Consider the following 20,023-nt stretch of genomic DNA (forward strand, 5'->3'; position numbering starts at 1 on the left):
TTTATTTTTCATTTTTTATTTTTTCAATTCTATTAAAATTTTCTTATTAAATTCTATTTTTATACAAATATTTAATAGATTAAAAACATATATAATTTTATTATAAAATAAATATTCAACTATTTATTAAACTAATACAATTAATAATACAATTAACTTATTAAAACAAAAAAATATTTTTTAAAACAACGATTAAAACTGATTATTATGCTTAAAATATTCGAAGATTTAGGATATAAAAAACAAATATGTAAAACATGTGGCAATGAGTTTTACTCTCAAGTGGATAGAGACACTTGTGGGGATGCTCCATGTGATGAATACGGATTTATCGGAAATCCTGCTACTGACAAGCCATATGATTTATATGAAATTCAAGAAACTTTTAGAAATTTCTTAAAAGATGAAGGTCATGAACCTATACCTCGTTATCCAACTTTAGCTAAAAGATGGAGAGATGACGTATTTTTAGTGGGAGCTTCAATATTTTGTTTCCAACCATGGATTACCTCCGGTTTGGTTGAACCTCCAGCTAATCCTCTTGAAGTTGAACAGCCATCCATCCGTCTTAACGATGTGGATAATGTAGGAAGAACCGGAAGGCACATGACTTGCTTTACAATGGGGTCACATACTGTAATCAATAAGCCGGATAACTTCATCTACTGGGAAGATGAAACAATCAGACTTTGTCATGAGTTCTTCAAATCAATTGGAATCAATACTGAAGAGATCACTTTCATAAAGTCCTGGTGGAAAGGTGGAGGTAACGAAGGTCCATGTTATGAAGTGTGCTGTCGCGGTGTAGAGCTCGCTACCCTTGTTTTCATGCAATACAAAACCCTTGAAAACGGTGAAAGGGAAGAGATTCCTATTAAAGTGGTTGATACCGGTTACGGTTTAGAAAGAATTGCATGGATTTCACAAGGAACTCCAACTGCTTATGACGCATGTTTTGCTCCTGTAGTGGACAAGCTTAAGGAAATAACCAATGTTGAAGTCAATGAGGATATTTTAGCTAGAAATGCAGAAATTGCAGGTATGATGGATATTGAGGATATCGGTGATATCAGAGAGCTTCGTCAGCAAGTGGCAGACAGTTTAGACATTTCACTTGAGGAATACTTGAAAAATGCAGAGCCAATGGAAGCTATTTATATCATTGCAGACCATACAAGATGTTTAGCATTTATGTTAGCTGATGGAATCATCCCATCAAATGTTAAGGAAGGTTACCTTGCAAGACTTGTCTTAAGAAGGACAATCCGTTTCATGAAAGAGTTGAAGATGGAAGAGTCTTTATCTGACATTATGGAAATACAATTGGATTTCTTGAGAAAATTCTATCCTGAAATCGACGAGTCTCAAGAACACATTATGAATATCATAAATCTTGAGGAAGAAAGATATGCAAAAACCATTGAAAAAGGTAAAAAGACTGTTAAAAGAACAATTAAACGTCTTAAGAAAGAAGGAAAAACTTCTATGCCTTTAGAAACATTGATAGACTTATACGATGCTCAAGGTATGCCTCCTGAAACCGTTGAAGAAATGGCAAGCGGCGATAAGGACTTTGAAGTATTTGTGCCAGATAACTTCTTCACCATTGTTGCAGATATGCACGAAGAGGATAAGGTTGCTAAAAAAGAGACTTTGGACATTGATGTTCCAGAAACTGAACTTGATTTCTATAAAGACATTTATCAAAAGGAATCTGATGGTAAGATCATTGAAGTCATTGAAAAAGGAGATACAGTCAACATTATCCTTGATAGGACAATCTTCTACCCTGAAGGAGGAGGTCAGCCATCAGATATTGGTATAATGTCCATTGATGGCAAAATCTATGAAGTCACTTATGCTGAAAAATTGAATAATATTGTCTTGCATCACATTGCTGTTCCTAAGGATAGTGATAAAGATGCATTATTTGCTACTTTAAAAGATTATATTGGAACTGAAGTCCATATGGCTATCAACTGGAACAGAAGAATAACTTTAGCAAGACATCACACTGGTACTCACTTGGTCATTGCTGCAGCAAGAAAGGTTTTAGGACAGCATATTTGGCAAGCAGGTGCACAGAAAGGTCTTGCTCGCTCACGTATAGACTTATCCCATTATAAGCGTATTACTCAAGAAGAGCTTAATGAAATTGAAAAATTGGCAAATGAGTATGTGATGATGAATATTGACTTGGATATCAATTGGTTAAGCCGTGATGATGCAGAGAAGGAATATGGATTCACCTTATACCAAGGGGGGGTTGTTCCTGGTTCCCAAATCAGAGTTGTAAGGATTCCTGGAATTGATGTACAGGCTTGTGCAGGTACTCACCTTGACAGAACCGGTGAAGTGGGCCCAATCAAGATCAATAAGACTGAAAGGGTTCAAGACGGAGTGGAAAGAATTGATTTCTCAGCAGGACTCGCAGCTATTGATTCTATTCAAGTAGATAAGGAAATCCTAAGGGAAAGTGCAGGCATATTCAGTGTAACCAACGAACAATTGCCTAAGACTTGTGACAGATTCTTTAGTGAATGGAAAGCTCAAAAGAATGAAATCGCTAAATTGCAAAAGGAAATCGCTAATTTGAAAGTCAGCACCTTAGCAGACAATGCAATTGAAATCAATGGATTGAAAGTTCTAAAGGAAATCATTGATGGAGATATCAAAGAGCTTCAAAAGATTGCTACTGATTTTACTGACAATGATAAGGCAGACGTTGTCTTTATCGGTAACAACGATGGTAAGATTGTTGGAGCAGCTACTAAGGACTGCGGAATTCAAGTAAATGGCATAATCAAGGAAACAGCTTCATTGCTTGGAGGTGGCGGTGGTGGCCGTCCTAATCTAGCTCAAGGAGCAGGTCCAAATGCTGATAAAATGCCAGAAGCTTTAGATTTGGCTATTGAACTTTTAAATAAAAATTAATTAATTCCTTAATTATTTTTTATTTTATTTTTTTGATTATTTTTATAACAATCGTTATATTTATTAACTATAAATTAAATATATAGAAAGATAAAGATATAATAAGAGAAAATATTTTATTGACTAACCTATCATATTTTACGAATTATTCTTTATTTCAGTGTATTTTATGAAATTTTTAATTATTGAGGTATTTTATGAAACATGATTTAATCATTGCCCGTTATGGTGAATTGGCTTTAAAAAGTGACGGGGTTAGAAAAAGATTTGAAAATCGTTTAGCAAATAATATAAGAGCATCAATTGATGCAGAAGTTAAAGTAAGACAAGCAAGAATATATATTTCTCCAAAGGATTTTAATGATGCAATTGAAAAGCTTGAGAGAATATTTGGTATTGTATCTTACTCTCCAGTTGTTACAACAAAATCCACTTTTGAGGATATAGAAGAATCCGTTTCTTCATATGCAGAAAAGCTCCATGATGAAGGACTTTTAGATGAAAATACTAAATTTGCAATCAGTTGCAGAAGAGTGGGAAATCATGAATTCTCATCACAGGAAATGGCAGCATTTGCAGGTGCAGTAGTAGTGAAAAAATATTCATCTCCTGTTGATTTGACAAATCCTGAACTAACTATCTATCTTGAAGTAAGGGATAATGACACTTATATTTTTCATGAGAAAATTCCAGGTCCTGGAGGATTGCCTCTTGGAACTCAAGGAAAGGTTGTTGCACTTGTTTCAAGCGGTATAGATTCTCCTGTAGCTACCTATTTAATGATGAAAAGAGGCTGTCAAGTAATTGCATTATTCTGTGATAATGACCCTTATACAACCCCGGAGGCACTTAAGAACTTCAATGATTTGATAGATCAGTTAAATCTTTATGCAAGTGGTGCACCTATTAAGAGAAGGGTAGTCAAATATGGAGATTATCTCTCTACCTGCAAATCAGATGCCCCAGATAAGATGACTTGTGTATTATGCAAATCAGGAATGTATAAGCTTGCAGGAAAACTTGCCAAGAAAATGCATGCTGAAGCGGTAATTGATGGAAGCAGTTTAGGTCAAGTGGCTTCTCAAACCCTCCCAAACATCCTTGCTACAAGAGAGGATCTTGATGTTCCTGTTTTAAGTCCACTTATTGGTCTTGATAAGGTGGAGATTACAAGAATTGCTGAAAAGATTGGAACCTTTGAAATCTCTAAAAGGGATGATGGGGGATGTAAGGCAGTTCCAAAATATCCTGAAACAAAAGCTGATTTGGAATTGGTAAAGAAGGTAAAAGAGGATATAAATCAAGATGCTGCACTTGAAAAAGCATTTGAAACTATAGAATTTTAATTGTTCAATGTTTAATTTTTACAATATGTTTTGGAGATAAAAAAATGAAATCTAAAATTGCAGGAATCGTTTTTATTTTAGGAAGCTTATACTATTTGGTAGCAGAAGCAATAAGTGCATTTTCATTTAATGACACTTTGGTAAGTACATACCTTTTCCATACAATTTCGGAACTAGGTATCCCTAATATAAACTCTCCTTTATCCTTTTTAATGAATTCCGCATTCATTATAATTGGATTGACTTTCATATTCTGCAATTTTTATAAATTCAAAGATTTTATAATAAAAAACAAAGCGGTTTTTTATATTTTAACACTTATTGCAGCTATTGGAGTGATAATTGTTGCTATGATTCATGCAGGAAATCCAGTAACTGACGGTTATCATAGCTTAGGTGCAATAATGGCTATTCTTGGTGGAAACCTATTGCTCATTATCATATCAAGATCTATGGATAAGTTTGAATCTTATCAAAAAATTACTTTAGTCTTAGGAATCATTGGTTTAATCGCATTTTGGATAATGTTCTTTAATATGGGAAGCCTTTACATGCCCGTATTTGAAAGATTATCCGTTTACACTTTGATTATTTGGAGTTTTATCAGTGGAGTTTATTTATTAAGAAATACAAAGGTATATTCATGAATACAAATAGGTTTGAAACATTTTTTGATGCGATTCTAGCAATTATCATAACAGTTCTTGTGTTGAAACTAACACAACCGGCATCCCCTACATTTGGAGCTTTTTTAGCATTGAATGCAAGGTTCATCACTTATGCTATCTGCTTTTTAGTGATTTTCATCATCTGGTATGATAATCATAATCTGTTTCAGGTCGTGGAGGAGATAGATAATAGAGTCTTATTCATTTATGCTCTTCAGATATTTGCAATAAGTCTTCTCCCTTATTTTGCAACATGGGTTGCTTTGAATCTAAATTCCGTTGCAGCTCAAACTATGTTTGGGGTTCTTTTCATTGCAATAGACATTTTGTATATCATTTCAATCTATGCAGTCTATAGGGCAAATCCGTATAGTTGCGGATTATGTCAAGCTAATTTTAGAAGTGTTTATAAGTATATTCCAATTGCAATCATGCTTTTGGGTTTCATAATCACTTATACAGTCTACACTCCTGGAATCTATATTTCTGTGTTGCTTTCTGTTATATGTTGGCTAATATTTTCAAGACTTAGAAGACCTGATAATGGCAGCACTGATAGGTTTGAAGCTTTCATTGATGCAATCATTGCGATTATAATCACAATAATTGTGCTTGAGATTCCAATGGTTGCAAACGGATCTTGGAATTCATTTTTCGATATAAAATTGGAGTTTATAGTCTATGCAGTAAGTTTCATAGTTTGCTTTAACTTCTGGAATTATAACAATAACCTGTTTAACATAGTAAATAAAGTGGACCATAAGGTTATTTGGTCAATTGGTATTGCATTGTTCTTTTTATCATTGATTCCTTATTTAACCACTTTTGTTGCTGAAAATTCCAATTCATTCGTTCCTTGCTTCCTGTATGGTTTGAATTTTATTATTGTAGCAATTTTATCCATTGTAACTGCAAATGCTTTGAAAAATTCAGATAAGGCTAATATTGCATTGCAATTGGCATTGGAAGACAATAAGCCATTCATATCAACAATTGTACTTGTTGTTATTGGTATGGTGATTGGATATTTCATTTATCCATTGGCTATTGTGATTGCCTGTTTGGTTTCAATAATTACACTATGGGCAATTTCCTATTATGGTAATAGGTATTAATTTTTCACTTTTTCTCTTTTTTAAATCATAATTATTATATATAATATTAATCAAAAATAATAATGTATATTAAATAACTTAAGAAATTATTTTTATTTCCAGTTATTTGAAAGTATTTAGTTTGATTAATAATTTAATTATTTTATATTAGCTATTAATTCAAGTAATTAATTATTATAACGATTAGTTATTAATGAATAATTATTTTTTAATAGTTAATTGCTATAATAGTTAATTATTGTTCTTATATTATGAATTAAAGCTAAATATGTACTGCTATTTAACTAAATGGTTAAAATAGTAAATTTTTATTACTGAGGTGTTTTAAGATGAAAACTACTGTTAGTGTAATCAAAGCGGATATTGGAAGTGTTTCTGGACACTGTGTATCACATCCTGCATTAATGGAAAAATGTGATGAAGTATTATCTGGTGCTTTAGAAACTGGTATTCTTGAAGATTATTATATAACCCGTTGTGGGGACGACATTGATTTAATCATGACTCACAGAAACGGTGAATTAAACGAAGAAGTTCACAAAACTGCATATGATGCTTTCCTTCAAGCAACTGAAATTGCAAGAGACTTAAAATTATATGGTGCAGGTCAAGACTTATTAACTGACACTTTCTCTGGAAACGTAAAAGGTATGGGTCCAGGTTGTGCAGAAATGGAATTCAAAGAAAGAGGAAGTGACCCTGTAATTGTTTACTGTATGGACAAAACCGAACCAGGTGCATTCAACTTGCCTATCTTTAGAATCTTTGCAGATCCATTCAACACTGCTGGTCTTGTAATTGACCCAAGCTTACACGATGGATTCAGTTTTGAAGTGTTCGATGTAATGGAACACAAAAAAGTTATCTTAGACTGTCCTGAAGAAATGTACGACTTACTTGCTTTAATCGGTTCTACCGGCAGATACGTAATTAAAAGAGTATTCAAGAAAAACGGTGAAATCGCAGCTGCAGTAAGTACTGACAAATTGAACATGTTAGCTGGTGAATATGTAGGTAAAGATGACCCTGTAGCTATTGTAAGAGCTCAATCCGGTTTCCCTGCAAATGGTGAATGTGTAGAACCATTTGCATTCCCACACATGGTAAGTGGATGGATGAGAGGATCCCACAATGGTCCTATGATGCCTACCAGCCAAGAAGAAGCTAACCCAATCAGATTCGACGGACCTCCAAGAGTAGTCGGTTTAGGTTTCCAAGTTACTGATGCTAAATTAATTGGACCTGTAGACTTATTCGATGACCCTGCATTTGATGAAACCAGAAGACAATCCGCAAACATTGCTTCCTACATCAGAAGACATGGTCCATTCGAACCACACAGATTACCAGCTGAAGAAATGGAATACACTTCTTTACCTGGCGTAATGGAAAAATTAGAACCTAGATTCGAAGACATGGATGATGACTAAATCATCTATTTCTTTTTCTTTTTTTTATTTAATTTTTATTAGTTTTATTATAATCGAACTATTAAGTTTGATATTTTTTAAAAAATCTTTTTTTTAATTTGAAAATTAGTTTACTCATTTTCTAAAAACATAGCCATTTCTCGTGTTTCATTTCCTAAAAGATCTGAATTTTTCATATCACAATAATACTTGAATCCCAATTTTTCCAAGACTCTTTTTGATTGGTGGTTTTCATATCTGCAGCTTGCATGGATTTTCTTGATTTTCAAATCTTCAAAAGCATGTCTAATAAGTTCTTTAGCCGCTTCAGCAACTAATCCTTGACCCCAATATTCCTCTCCAATCCAATAGCCTAATTCAACTCCATCATCTCCCCAGTAGTGATTGGTGTTTGGATAAAATAGAAGTCCCACACAGCCTATTGCCTTGTCATCAATTGTTATTGCATAAGTTTCCCTTTTAGAAAAGACAGTTTTTATAATTTCCAAGCTTTCATCAACACTTTTGTGTGGTGGCCATCCTGCAATAGGTCCAATTTTAGGATTCTTTGCAAAATGGTATAGGCATTCTGCATCACTTTCCTTCCATGGTCTTAGGATTAGTCTTTCTGTTTTTAGAATCATATTAAAAATTTTATTCAATAAATTATTTATTTTTATGCTAAAAATCAGTAAAAAAAGTAATTATGATTTAAAAGTAAGTAAGATTTAAAAAATAGTAAATAAGTAATAAAATAAAGAAGTAAAAAAAAATAAAAAGTTTGATTATATTACACCAAGTTCATCTAATTCTTGGATAACAATATCATGAGAAATTTTAGTCATGATTTCTCTAATCAATACATTTTTTTTACCTTTATTAGTGTAACCGTTTTTTTCCAAGATATTAATTAATTGTTCTTCACTAAGATCTTCTAAGATAATTCTAATTTCAGTAACATCAATATCTGTCATAATGACCTCTCCCATTTTTAATCAAAATATTTTTTTTCAAATTTAATTTTGAAAATTTTATCATTAGTTTAAATTTTTAAAATTAAAAATTGTTCTTATTATGTTGAATAAATATTTATTGTTGAAAGTATTTAAATTTTTAGTTTTTATTATATCAAATAGTTTGTATATTTATGAATAATTTTTTATCATTTTCTAGAAATTTTCTAGAATTTCAATTAAAAAATCATTCAAATTTCCGAAATTTCAATTTGATAAATATTTTTGACATGAAGTTTTATTATTTTATAGTTTACGATATAAAACTATCATTTAATCAATCGAATATTTAATTAAATTAATCCATGAATCATTCTTAGTGCATCGAGTAAACCGTGGCTATATTCAATACAACCAAAAGCAGTCCTTGTGTCTTTTTTCTCTAGGTAATATTTTGAATCATTCCAATTATCGATGGCCCTATCATAAACTTCCTTTTCTTTTCCTTCGAACTTGATGTCTTCAACTTGTTTCAAGTTTCTCTCAAGTTTTGCAATATCAATTGCAATTTTCTCTTCACTTTCAAGATCTTTCATTTCATATGCTCCGAACAATTCTATTTTTTTAATTTTTTTTAATTTTTTTGAATAATTAATATTGAAAAATTTTATCTTAATCTTCTTTGTCTATGTTGTTTAGGTCCATTCAATTCTTTCCATACATGGAATATTCTTTGGCCAACTGTGAAGTATGAAAGGATTACAAGTATGTAAATGAAATATGTAAATATTACGTTTGAATGGAATATTGCTGCAATCACTGCACCTAACATTAAGATTATCATTCTGACTGCACGTTCAGCTATTCCTATATTGCACTCAACCCCTTGGGATTCCGCTCTTGCTCTTACATAACTGACTGTAATTGCTGAGTGAATAGCTAAAACACCTACAAACCAGTGACAATATCCTCCAAATATGATACCTATGAAAATGATTGCATCTGCAAAACGATCCATTGTGGAATCCAGGAATGCTCCAAATGGGCTTGCCCTGTCATGATATCTTGCAACAGCCCCATCAACAACATCCAAGAATCCGCTGAGAAGGATAAATAATGCTCCGCCTATTAGATTACCTGTAGCAAAGAAATATGCTGAGATAATCGCCAAAAATGGAGAGATTACAGTTACAATATTTGGATTAATATTCAATCGACTAGCTAAAGGTTCTAAAAATTTTGTAAGATATGGTCGTAAACTATTAAGCATAATTTTATTATATTGATTAACTAATATATATTTAATTAGATTATCTCAGTAAAGTTTTAAATTGAAGTTAAAGAATAATAGGTTTAAAATTGTATAAATCTAATTTTGTGTATTTTTATTGTGGTGTATTATTATGAAAATATTTAAAATGAGTAGCGAAAATCCAGATATGGATCTAATCAGCGAAGCTATTGACATTATGGCTGATGGAGGAATCATTCTCTATCCTACAGATACCGTTTATGGATTGGGAGCAAATATTTTCAATAATGATGCAGTTAAGAAAATCTATGAAATTAAAAGAAGAGACCAATCAAAGCCATTGTCCGTATTGGTTCAAGATACAAATAGCTTGGAATTGATTGCGGACTTAAATAAAGATTCAAGAGCTATTGTCAATAAGTGGCTTCCTGGACCATTTACTTTTATTCTAAACAAGAAAAAGATTGTGTCTCCATATGTCAGTGCAAGTTCTAAAGTTGGAGTAAGAATTCCGGATTATAAGATTGCCAGATTGCTTGCAAGTCTCTTTCCAATAACAACCACAAGTGCAAACATTACAAATGAATGCACATTATCCAATCCTCAGGATATTCTAAAGCAGATTGGAAATGATATTGATTTGGTTATTGATGTTGGTGATTTGGGAAAGGCAAAGCCATCTACTGTAATTGACTTAAGTTCATCCAAACCAACTTTGGTTAGAAACGGATTTGATTCCAATGATATGGATTCCCTAAAAGAAGATTTGGAGAAATTGGTTTAGGGAGAAATAATCCTTATTTATTCTTTTTACAATATTATTATAATATTTGCATGAATGTGTAAATTGAAATTAAGAAAAAAATTAACTTTAAATATATCCAAATAAATATTATGTTTACGGAGTAAAATTTTAATTTGGACCATGATCATTATTAAGATTATTAAACTATAAAAATTATAAAATTATTTTATTATTATGAAGGGAAAGATATGAAAATATTATCAAATATGACAAATCAGGAAAAGATTTCCACTAACTCTCCTTTAGATGAATTATTGGATGGGGGAATTGAAAAAAGGACAATTACACAGATATATGGTCCTCCAGGTGTAGGTAAAACCAATATTTGTCTAAATATAGCTATTGGTGTAGCTAAAAGAGGAAAAAAAGTAGTTTACATTGATACTGAAGGTGGGATATCCGTTGATAGGATTAGACAAATCTCAGGAGAATATTTTGATACAGTTGCAAAGAATATCATTGTATTTGAACCTACTTCATTCAAGGAACAAGAAGAGGATCTTGGGCTTATTGAATCCTGGATATCTTCAAATAGCGCAGATGTTGAACTCATTATATTGGACTCTGCTGTAGCGCTATTCAGAGTGGAAGATGATAGCACAAAATCCCATCTTTTAGGAAAACAGATGCAAATGCTTTCTGCCCTTGCTATCAATCATGATCTTGCTGTTCTTGTTACAAATCAAATCTATGCTTCATTTGATGAGGAAAGCGAAGAGGATTTCTCTCCTGTTGGTGGAACAATCATTCAATACAGAAGCAAAATCATCATTGAACTCAAGCGTGAAGAAGGAACCAATCAAAGAATAGCTCTTTTAAAAAGGCATAAATCAAAAAGAGAAGGATTGGCTGTTCACTTCTTGATTACTAATAATGGAATTGAATAATTCAATTCCCCTTCCTTTTTTACTTTTTTCATCATTTTTCGATGTTTTCATTTTCCCATTCTTTTTTTACTTTTTTCATCATTTTTTGATGTTTTCATTTTTTCCATTCTTTATTACTTTTTTAATTTTATTTATTAATCATTAATCATTTTCTAAAAATTTAAGCTATTTTTTCTTGTTTTTATAAATAATTTTATATGTTACTTTTAATAGATAATATAATGTTGTATGTTTATTTGAAAACATATTCAGTTTAATTTTTTTAAAAACTGATACTATTAAATTTTTATATTATAAAATTATTTTAGATTTTTAATTAAGATATAGGATTTGTGATAAGATGATCCAAAAGAAGAAATATGCAAAAGCAGCTAAGATTATTCCAGATGGTTATGAATCTGCAAACCACTTTTTTGAAGCTGTTTTTAAGGATAAAGAAATGATTTGGATGGGTCAAAATACAAATGAATTGCATATTGGTCACAATGAGGATGTACACAAGGCAATGATTGACTGCATTGGAAGTGACGAATACTGCAAGTACCCACCTCCAGAAGGTTTTACAGAACTGCAATCTTTGATTTTAAAAGATTTGGAATTGGAAGACTTAAGTATATATGTTAACGCCGGTGCGACTGAATCATTATACTTAGCCATGAATGCAGTTTTATCTCCTGAGGACAATGTTATCACACCAGATCCAGGATATCTCATTATTGATAACTTTGCAAGCAGATTTGCTGCTGAAGTAAGACAAGTCAAGATTTACAGTGAAGAGAACAACTATAAGTTAACCCCTAAGCTTGTAAGGGAAAATATGGATGAAAACACCAGAGTCATTCTTTTAATCGATCCGTTAAACCCACTTGGAAGCTCTTACACTGAAGAGGAAATCAAGGAATTTGCAGAAATAGCTATTGAAAATGACATATTCCTCTTGCATGATGTAACTTATAGGGACTTCGCTTACAACCACACCCTTTGTGCTAAATATGCTCCAAACAACACTATAACCTGTTACAGTTTCTCCAAGATATTTGGAATGGCAGGTTTAAGACTAGGAGCTATCATTTCAAGCGAAGAAGTGATTGATGTTGTAAAAAGCATTATCATTAACGATGTAGGTACAAATATGATTGCACAAGCTGGTGCACTTGCTGCCTTGAAATCCAAACCAGAATGGATTGATAGGGTTAGAGATACCACTTTTGAAAATCAAAAGATAATCAAGGAAGCGGTTGACCAATGTGAAGGAGTCTTCTTGCCAGTCTATCCATCAAGTGCAAACATGATGGGAATCGACTTATCAGGTGCAGGAATCGATCCTGAAGACATGTCTTCCTATTTGATTGAGAAAAAGGTATTCACTAGACAAGGTTCATATACCAGTAATACCTTTGGTCATAACTACTTGAGAGTAAGCTACTCAATTGACCCAGAAAAGGTCAAGGTATTTGCTCGTGAATTTGTACTTGCTGTTGAAGCTTTAAGAACTAAATAATTTAATTATTTAGTTTATTTTTTCTTTTTTTATTAATTTTTATATTTTTTTTTCAAATGCTTATTTTCTCTTATTTTTTAATTTAATCAATTTTAAACTATTTTTTTATAATTTTCATGTAATTTCATGTAAATTAATTCGTATATTATAAAACTTTAAATATTTCTAAAAATAGTTATTTTTTTTATGAATTAATTTTTTGAATAAATTTTTTAAAAAAAGTAAAATAGTTTTTAGAAAAATCTAAAAACCTTAAATATTTTTATTTCACTAGTTTAAATTTAACTAGTCTTTCAAGTAGTAATACTCACCTTGCTCTTTCTGTTCTCTGTCAAGGTAAGAGTCATATTTATTTACTCTAGGACGTTTGGTTTCCTTATCTCTTCTAAATGTAATATCCAAGTCTCCCAAGAACTGGTTCATGCTTGTTCTAAGGTCTGCTGGCTTGGAAGCGATACCATTGAGTCCAGGCTCTCCACTGAATACCATAGCCCTATCTGAAATGTAGTCAATAAATACGATATCGTGGTCTACGATCAATGATGCTGCATTTCTGCTTTCAATGATCTTTCTGATTACTCTAGCTGCTATCAATCTTTGCTCTACATCCAGGAATGCAGTAGGTTCGTCGAAAAGATAAATGTCTGCATCTTGTGACAAGGTTACAGCAAGTGCAAGTCTTTGAAGTTCCCCACCACTTAGTTTCTTTACCTTTTTATCAAGCAAGTTATCGAGAGCAAGCGGTCTTCCGATTTCACTGTTGAAGATGTTTGATCCGTATGTTGGAGCATTTGCATAAAGGAATTCCTGAGCGGTTCCATCGAAGTCAGATTCAATGTATTGTGGCTTGTAAGCAATATCCACTTTTTCCAAGATGTCTCCTTCAGTTGCCTTTTCAACTCCAGCCAATATTTTAGCGAATGTGGTCTTACCGATACCGTTTGAACCGAAAGCAGTGACAATCTCGTCGTGGTAGATCTTACCTGCTTCTGCCTCAAGTGTGAATCCATCGTATTCCTTCTTAAGGTCGCTGTATTCACTTAATACTTCACCGTCATCTTCAGGTGTTGGCGGACGGATACTGAATTCAATAGGCTGTTTTCTGATTCTCACATTCTCTTCTTGCAAGAATCCATTGATGTATGCATTGATTCCAACTCTTACACCTTTATTTCCACTTACTACACCATATCCTCCAGGTTCACCGTAAAGAAGATGCACATTGTCACTCATAGCATCCAATGTAGCTAAGTCGTGCTCAATTACAAGTACGGATTTGCCTGCTTCAGCAAGGGAACGGATTACCTTAACGGCATTCAATCTTTGACGTACATCCAACCAGGAGGTAGGTTCGTCGAAGTAGTAGAAATCACCTTCACGGAGAACTGTAGCAGCTATTGCCACTCTTTGAAGTTCCCCACCACTTAAGTTTTGCATATCTCTTTCAAGAACATTCTTAAGGTCTAAATCATCTACTATTTCATCTAACTTGTTTCTTTCATCCACATTTGTAAGTAATGTTTTTACATTTCCTTTCACGACTTTGGAAAGCTGGTCAACCATTTGTGGCTTGTGAATGGTCTTGATTTCACCAGCTTGAAGCAATTTGAAGTAGTTTTGCAATGCTGATCCTTTGTAGTATTCAATAACTTTATCCCAACTTGCTTCCTCTTCATAGTTTCCAAGGTTAGGGATAAGCTCTCCAGATAATATTCTCATGATTGTTGACTTACCAATACCGTTTTGACCGAGTAAACCAAGAACAGTTCCATCCTTAAGGGTAGGCAAACCAAAGAGTTCAAAGGCATTTTGACCATAACGGTGAATAGGTTCATCAAGAGCTTCAGGTAAATTGATAACACTGACTGCACCAAACGGACATCTGTTGGTACAGATACCGCATCCGGAACATAATTCTTCTGAAATGAGTGGCTTTTTACTCTTTTCATCAATTACAATTGTATCTTCTTCCATACGTACACCAGGACAATAGTGCATACATACATAGTTACATTTTTTAGGTTGGCACTTGTCCTTGTCTAAAATAGAAATTCTACTCATTTTATCTCCGTTTCCTCTAAAATAATAATATAATAAGTTTAATTTATTTTAATTTTTTTATTAAATTCTTTGAATTAATTATAAATAGTTTATAATAAATATAATTTGTTTTTAATAGTTTATAATAATTTTGTGTAATGCTGTAAAATCACATTTTTTAAATAATTATTAGTTGTTCTTTGGTTAAATTTAAATAATTTTGAGTTTAATATAAGAGTAATTATAGAAAAAATTTAATTTTCTTAATATAATTCTATTTTTAATTAATTTTACTGGGATTTAAATGAAACAGGTAATGGTTGTAAGAACTGACATCAAGATGGGAAAAGGAAAAATAGCTGCACAATGTTGCCATGCTGCTATCGGTGCATATAAACAGACTGACAAGGCAAAAATAAGAAAATGGGAAAATGAGGCCTATGCAAAAGTGGTTTTAAAAGCACCTTCATTGCAGGATCTTTATAATTTAAGGGAGCTTGCTAGAGCAAATGGGGTTGCATATTATTTGGTGACAGATGCAGGAAGAACCCAATTGCCTAAATCTACTGTGACTGTATTGGGATTAGGTCCTGATGAAGATGATGTTTTAGATAAGATCACTGGTGATTTGAAGTTATTATAATGAATTTATTATGATCTTTATCTTTTAGATTTTTACTTTATTTTATTCATTAAAACTTTTTTTAAATTATTAATATTGACTATTTTTTTAATTTTTTTTTTTTTTAAATGGTTTTAATTATTTAATCAATTTCTATGACTCTTTTTTCTTTTTTAATCTTATACTCTCGATAAATTGCACCGATTCCAATGAATTCGATGATGAATATCAAAAGCCCAATGATTAAATCAAGTATTTCGCTGAAAAATCCGAATAGGTCAATTCCAAATTGAAGGTAAGCTAAAATTACAATTGAAAGCATAATTTTTGTATAATCTGCAGTATAATGCTTCCATCCTATTGTATCTATGCAACGTTTAATTTTAAGTATGTTGAATGCACCAAGCAATCTTCCACCATCTGCAAGTCTTGCAAGTGAAATCTCCATAAAGAAAGCAAGTATATAAGTTATCATAATGCTTGCAATAATAAATTCAATTGTGCTTATAGGGTTATGCCAATAATATAATTTCAATGTTTCAATCAAATGTGACAGTGCAAATCTTAAGTGAAATTCAGGCAAATAGAATCTGTTTGAAAGGTCATATAAAAGAAATCCTTCGAGAAGTGTATATATGAATATCATAATAGATGCTTTTATACCAAAAACAGTGCATTGCTTAATTTTTATTAAAGGCAATTTTTTTCCATTTCTTATGGTGTCTTTTGTAATTGCCAGCCCATATCCATACATAAAAAGAGTTACAAAAAGTGCCATTGGATAGAAAATGAGCTTATATTTGATTGTATGTGTATCGGCATAGCCATTCATAAAATTTATAGAGCTGATCAATATCAGAATAATTAAAAAGCCTATGGGATTTGCTCTGCAATAATCAAATGTATATTTCAATCTTTTTAGGGGCATTTTATCTCCGAGATACATTAAACATTTTACTATAATTTTTTCCAATATTGAATTTACATTCAATCATATTTATGTTTTTTTATATCTCTTCAATATCATATTCAATTAGGTGAGGCACATCATAATGGCTAGCTATTCCTATTTTATAATCATCAATCTCAAACAAATTGAATTTTAAATTCTCATTATCCTCTTTCAGCCGGATTTCATTATCAATGACTATTTCAAATGCATCTAATTTCAAATTCATTCCAAGCCCTGTATATTTCATATAGCTTTCCTTTAAAACCCAATATTTGAAAAATGCATCATGTGGCTTTTCTGAATTCATTATGGATTCATATTCCCTGTTGAAGAAGAAATTTTTAGCTATGTTTAAATCAATTTCAGGGTCATTATATTCGATGTCTGCACCAATTTCCTTATCAGATATTGCACACAAAACCATTTTCCCTGAATGGCTTAGATTAAAATATATGTTTTTGTGGTTGTATACACATGGCTTGCCATATTTTCCTTTTTTTATTTCAAAATCCACAATATTCCGTTCTGATAATAATTTCCTTAAAAGAAGAAAAGCACCTGCACTTAGCTTTTTATCCTTTTCAAATCTGTAGAAATCGATTTTCTCTTTTCGATCTTTTGGAACTAAGTGGTAAGCTTTATTTAAATCTAAATTCTCCACATTGCAATAAGTTACCTTAATCATTTTTTATCCTTCAAGTAAACTAAAGTCATATCATCAAATTGCTCTTGCCCTTCTGTGAAATTGTTAATATCATTCAATAAGGGTCTTATTGGATCGGAATCTTCCTTAAAGTCATTGAAGAAACTTAATAATCTATCTTCTCCATACATTTCCTCACTTGAATTGTTGGCATCGGTAATTCCATCAGTATATATTACGAATCCATTTAATGGAGCGGTTTCCTCCTTAATATATTCGAAGTCTTCCATCACTCCAAGAACAATTCCACTATCAATATCTAAGTATTTGAATTCTTCTCTTTCATCCGTATTTTCTTTAATTAATGGGGGATTATGTCCTGCATTTGAGAAACTTAATGTTTTGCTCGCTTTATTATAGATTCCGAGCCATAATGTCATAAACATTGTCTCTGAATTGTTTTCGCATAATAAGTTGTTGAGAATATATAATGCTTTTGAAGGATCACTTTCATGCTGCAATATTTGCTTTATCATTACTTGGGTGACCATAGCCAAAATCGCTGCAGGGACTCCTTTTCCTGCAGCATCACCAATTACAATGACTAATTTATCCTCATCTAGCTTGTAGTAATCAAAGAAGTCTCCCCCAACCTCTTTTGCAGGGTGTGAATATCCATTGACAATGAAATCATCTTCAATTAGAGCTTCAGTTGGTAGGTTTGCAGCTTGAATCTTTCTTGCAATGTCAAGCTCAGCAGCAATCCTCTCTTTTTCACCTTCAATTTCACGGATATTTTCAATATAACTGTTGTTGTGATTGATTAGATATGTGTATGATCTGGCAAGTGTTCCAATTTCATTCTGTTCGTTGATGTATTGGGAATATATGTCAACTAATCCTTCCGCTTCAATCTTTTCATTCTCTTTAATGAATCCTTCAATCTCTGAAAATGATGAAATTGGCTTGATTACATTTTCTTCCAGATATCTTAAAATAACCATTCCTGGTGCAAAGAATAAGATAATGAGTATGTCACTGATTATAAGCATAGGCATTAGATAAACGTATAAATTCATATTTTCAATGTTTTCTATAAAATTAACGCTAAAAATGGAAATAATAACACCAATAATGGCAATAGCCAATGTAATTATGAGAAAATTCCTTATAATCTTTTCAATTATGGTATTTTTCTCAATTGATTCAATTTCATATTCAAAAGGTTTTGTCAAATAGGCAAATAATAAAACTCCAATCAATGCACACTCTAGCCAAAGAAAGTTATCACTTGTGTAAAATAGTGTCTCTATAAATGAAACTATTGAAACAAGAATCAACAAGCAGAACAGTATCATATATACTTTTTTGTTTGCATGTCTCTTTGAGAGTTTAGGAGTTTCCACAAAATCGAATTTTTTAGAAATCCAAATGCTGATTATTCCAAATATAAATGCAATGTTGATAAAGTTCATGAAATAGGAGACAGTTTCCAATTCACCTAACTCATAACCGAAAATTATTCCTATTAGATTACCATGAAAAGCTGAATAAATAAAACCGCATGTTAATATGCTAAAAAAGAATAGGTTAAGATTGTAAAAACTGTTTAAGTTTGGTTTAGTGACTTTATCTGTTTTAAAACCGGAGTACCAAAGCTTATAAGCCAAATATGAAACTCCAAAACTAACAATAGCCGAAGGGAGTATTTCAATAGGAGTAAACCCATTTGCCAAGTCATGTATTGCATTTCCTATCACTGCACCTAAAGCTCCATAAGGGCCAAACAATAAACCAAAAACGTATAATAATCCAATATGAGGGGCCTCTATCCCCATGTCCCAAAAGAATGGTGATGAAAATATCATATTAAACACAATCATCCCTATAAATGATATTAATATTTTTTTTAGTTTATTTTTCATTATTCCACTCTTTTATTTTTTTAGCAGTAGTTTTAAATATTTTTTAATATTTAAATTTAAATTTAAATTTTTAGCATTTTTCGGTATTTTTAAATATTTTTTAATATTTAAGTTTAATTTTTTAGCCTTTTTCAGCATTTTTTTTAAATTGGATCATTCTATTTTTTTAATGACCTTTAAATGATTTTCACCATTGATATGATGATAATCCAATTCATCCGCTATTTTTTTTGTTAGGAATATTCCCAATCCTCCGATTTCAGCTTCATCAATGCTATTTGGGATTTTGTGCTCTTTCTGTAAGATAGGGTTGAATTGAATTCCATTGTCAATAAACTCAATTTCCAATGTGGAATTTTCATAGTTTGCATTAACTGTAATGAATTCTGTTTTTGAATAGTTAACGATATTTGTGAAAATCTCTTCAACTATCAAATCAACTTTTAGATTTTCGTGAGGGAGTTCATTTAAAATAAACTCATTTAATGTATATAATTCATTTAATTCAGGTTTAAGAGTAATAGAATTCATTTTATCTTACCCATGTTTTTGAGTTATATCCAGTACTTGAAATTATTCAATCTTTAGGATTTTATCAAAACCAGACATTCTAAATATTTCCCCAACTGTATCGTTGACATTTTTGATTACAAATGGGATATTGTCTGATTTTAATTTCTTTTGGGTTGCAATCAATACTCTAAGTCCTGCACTTGAAATGTATTCCAAGTCAGTGAGATCCATAATCAAAGAGTCAAAATTGCCTGATTCTGCATTTATTTCCTTATCGAGCTCTTGAGAGGTAATTGTGTCAATACGTCCTTCAATAGCTAATGTCAATTCCTTTTCATTGTAATTTTTAATTATTTCCATAAAAATCCCTTTCATTCAATAGTTTATACAATAATCTTTTTAATGTATATTATTTATATAATTTGTAATTATATAATTTAATCTTAATTTATAATTTA

19 protein-coding genes are annotated in these 20,023 nt (G+C 31.6%); 9 read left to right on the forward strand and 10 right to left on the reverse strand.

Translation table 11 applies throughout. The annotated features are described in order from the left end of the window. The first annotated feature begins 207 nt into the window (after positions 1-207). From alaS to fbp, 5 genes are all read left to right on the forward strand, one after another. Positions 208-2,934 (forward strand): alanine--tRNA ligase, encoded by a 2,727-nt coding sequence (gene alaS, locus ACJMLB_RS08735; RefSeq protein WP_405325456.1) that lies wholly within the window; start codon positions 208-210, stop codon positions 2,932-2,934. Between the two features lie 197 nt (positions 2,935-3,131). Continuing rightward, positions 3,132-4,280: a tRNA uracil 4-sulfurtransferase ThiI gene (gene thiI, locus ACJMLB_RS08740; RefSeq protein ID WP_405325459.1), complete on the forward strand. Its 1,149-nt coding sequence runs from the start codon at positions 3,132-3,134 to the stop codon at positions 4,278-4,280. Positions 4,281-4,324: 44 nt separating this feature from the next. After that, positions 4,325-4,927 carry a DUF998 domain-containing protein gene (locus tag ACJMLB_RS08745; RefSeq protein ID WP_405325462.1) on the forward strand — a complete coding sequence of 201 codons (603 nt, stop codon included), beginning with the start codon at positions 4,325-4,327 and terminating at the stop codon, positions 4,925-4,927. Beyond that, positions 4,924-6,063 (forward strand): TMEM175 family protein, encoded by a 1,140-nt coding sequence (locus ACJMLB_RS08750; protein WP_405325465.1) that lies wholly within the window; start codon positions 4,924-4,926, stop codon positions 6,061-6,063. Before ACJMLB_RS08745 ends, ACJMLB_RS08750 begins: the two co-directional genes overlap by 4 nt. Before the next feature lie 329 nt (positions 6,064-6,392). Beyond that, positions 6,393-7,493 carry a fructose-1,6-bisphosphate aldolase/phosphatase gene (gene fbp, locus ACJMLB_RS08755; RefSeq protein WP_295608188.1) on the forward strand — a complete coding sequence of 367 codons (1,101 nt, stop codon included), beginning with the start codon at positions 6,393-6,395 and terminating at the stop codon, positions 7,491-7,493. Between the two features lie 110 nt (positions 7,494-7,603). On the opposite strand, the gene ACJMLB_RS08760 is transcribed toward fbp, so the two are convergent. From ACJMLB_RS08760 to pgsA, 4 genes are all read right to left on the reverse strand, one after another. Continuing rightward, complete coding sequence (locus ACJMLB_RS08760; RefSeq protein ID WP_405325468.1) at positions 7,604-8,116, reverse strand: GNAT family N-acetyltransferase; 513 nt, start codon at positions 8,114-8,116, stop codon at positions 7,604-7,606. A gap of 141 nt (positions 8,117-8,257) precedes the next feature. Then, positions 8,258-8,461: a hypothetical protein gene (locus tag ACJMLB_RS08765; protein ID WP_405325471.1), complete on the reverse strand. Its 204-nt coding sequence runs from the start codon at positions 8,459-8,461 to the stop codon at positions 8,258-8,260. Between the two features lie 317 nt (positions 8,462-8,778). Then, positions 8,779-9,021: a DUF357 domain-containing protein gene (locus ACJMLB_RS08770; protein ID WP_405325475.1), complete on the reverse strand. Its 243-nt coding sequence runs from the start codon at positions 9,019-9,021 to the stop codon at positions 8,779-8,781. Between the two features lie 71 nt (positions 9,022-9,092). Continuing rightward, on the reverse strand, positions 9,093-9,695 hold the full coding sequence (pgsA, locus tag ACJMLB_RS08775) for an archaetidylinositol phosphate synthase (RefSeq protein ID WP_405325478.1): 603 nt from the start codon (positions 9,693-9,695) through the stop codon (positions 9,093-9,095). A 133-nt stretch (positions 9,696-9,828) separates the two neighbouring features. Here pgsA and ACJMLB_RS08780 point away from each other — a divergent pair, with 133 nt between their 5' ends. From ACJMLB_RS08780 to ACJMLB_RS08790, 3 genes are all read left to right on the forward strand, one after another. Beyond that, positions 9,829-10,461, forward strand: a complete 633-nt coding sequence (locus tag ACJMLB_RS08780; RefSeq protein WP_405325480.1) for an L-threonylcarbamoyladenylate synthase — start codon at positions 9,829-9,831, stop codon at positions 10,459-10,461. Between the two features lie 209 nt (positions 10,462-10,670). After that, on the forward strand, positions 10,671-11,369 hold the full coding sequence (gene radB / locus ACJMLB_RS08785) for a DNA repair and recombination protein RadB (RefSeq protein ID WP_295608180.1): 699 nt from the start codon (positions 10,671-10,673) through the stop codon (positions 11,367-11,369). A 340-nt stretch (positions 11,370-11,709) separates the two neighbouring features. Continuing rightward, positions 11,710-12,870: a pyridoxal phosphate-dependent aminotransferase gene (locus ACJMLB_RS08790; RefSeq protein ID WP_298534033.1), complete on the forward strand. Its 1,161-nt coding sequence runs from the start codon at positions 11,710-11,712 to the stop codon at positions 12,868-12,870. Positions 12,871-13,155: 285 nt separating this feature from the next. Here the strand turns inward: ACJMLB_RS08790 and ACJMLB_RS08795 are convergent, their stop codons facing one another. Further along, positions 13,156-14,931, reverse strand: a complete 1,776-nt coding sequence (locus ACJMLB_RS08795) for a ribosome biogenesis/translation initiation ATPase RLI (protein WP_405325485.1) — start codon at positions 14,929-14,931, stop codon at positions 13,156-13,158. A gap of 283 nt (positions 14,932-15,214) precedes the next feature. Between ACJMLB_RS08795 and pth2 the strand changes: the two genes are divergently transcribed. Beyond that, the gene (gene pth2, locus ACJMLB_RS08800) at positions 15,215-15,553 is read left to right on the forward strand and encodes an aminoacyl-tRNA hydrolase (RefSeq protein ID WP_405325487.1); all 339 of its coding nucleotides are present in this window, start codon (positions 15,215-15,217) and stop codon (positions 15,551-15,553) included. 121 nt (positions 15,554-15,674) lie between these two features. Here pth2 and ACJMLB_RS08805 read toward each other — a convergent pair whose 3' ends face one another. The 5 genes from ACJMLB_RS08805 to ACJMLB_RS08825 all read right to left on the reverse strand — a co-directional run bounded on the left by ACJMLB_RS08805 (position 15,675) and on the right by ACJMLB_RS08825 (position 19,925). Then, positions 15,675-16,364 (reverse strand): DUF4013 domain-containing protein, encoded by a 690-nt coding sequence (locus ACJMLB_RS08805; protein WP_405325490.1) that lies wholly within the window; start codon positions 16,362-16,364, stop codon positions 15,675-15,677. 175 nt (positions 16,365-16,539) lie between these two features. After that, positions 16,540-17,169 (reverse strand): 4'-phosphopantetheinyl transferase family protein, encoded by a 630-nt coding sequence (locus ACJMLB_RS08810; RefSeq protein WP_405325493.1) that lies wholly within the window; start codon positions 17,167-17,169, stop codon positions 16,540-16,542. Further along, on the reverse strand, positions 17,166-19,010 hold the full coding sequence (locus tag ACJMLB_RS08815) for a PP2C family protein-serine/threonine phosphatase (protein ID WP_405325496.1): 1,845 nt from the start codon (positions 19,008-19,010) through the stop codon (positions 17,166-17,168). Before ACJMLB_RS08815 ends, ACJMLB_RS08810 begins: the two co-directional genes overlap by 4 nt. Positions 19,011-19,205: 195 nt before the next feature. After that, positions 19,206-19,583 carry an ATP-binding protein gene (locus ACJMLB_RS08820; RefSeq protein ID WP_405325499.1) on the reverse strand — a complete coding sequence of 126 codons (378 nt, stop codon included), beginning with the start codon at positions 19,581-19,583 and terminating at the stop codon, positions 19,206-19,208. Positions 19,584-19,625: 42 nt separating this feature from the next. Further along, positions 19,626-19,925 carry an STAS domain-containing protein gene (locus ACJMLB_RS08825; protein ID WP_405325502.1) on the reverse strand — a complete coding sequence of 100 codons (300 nt, stop codon included), beginning with the start codon at positions 19,923-19,925 and terminating at the stop codon, positions 19,626-19,628. Between the last annotated feature and the right edge of the window lie 98 nt (positions 19,926-20,023).

Origin of the sequence: Methanobrevibacter sp. (assembly GCF_045114555.1) — an archaeon.
Lineage (GTDB): Archaea > Methanobacteriota > Methanobacteria > Methanobacteriales > Methanobacteriaceae > Methanobrevibacter.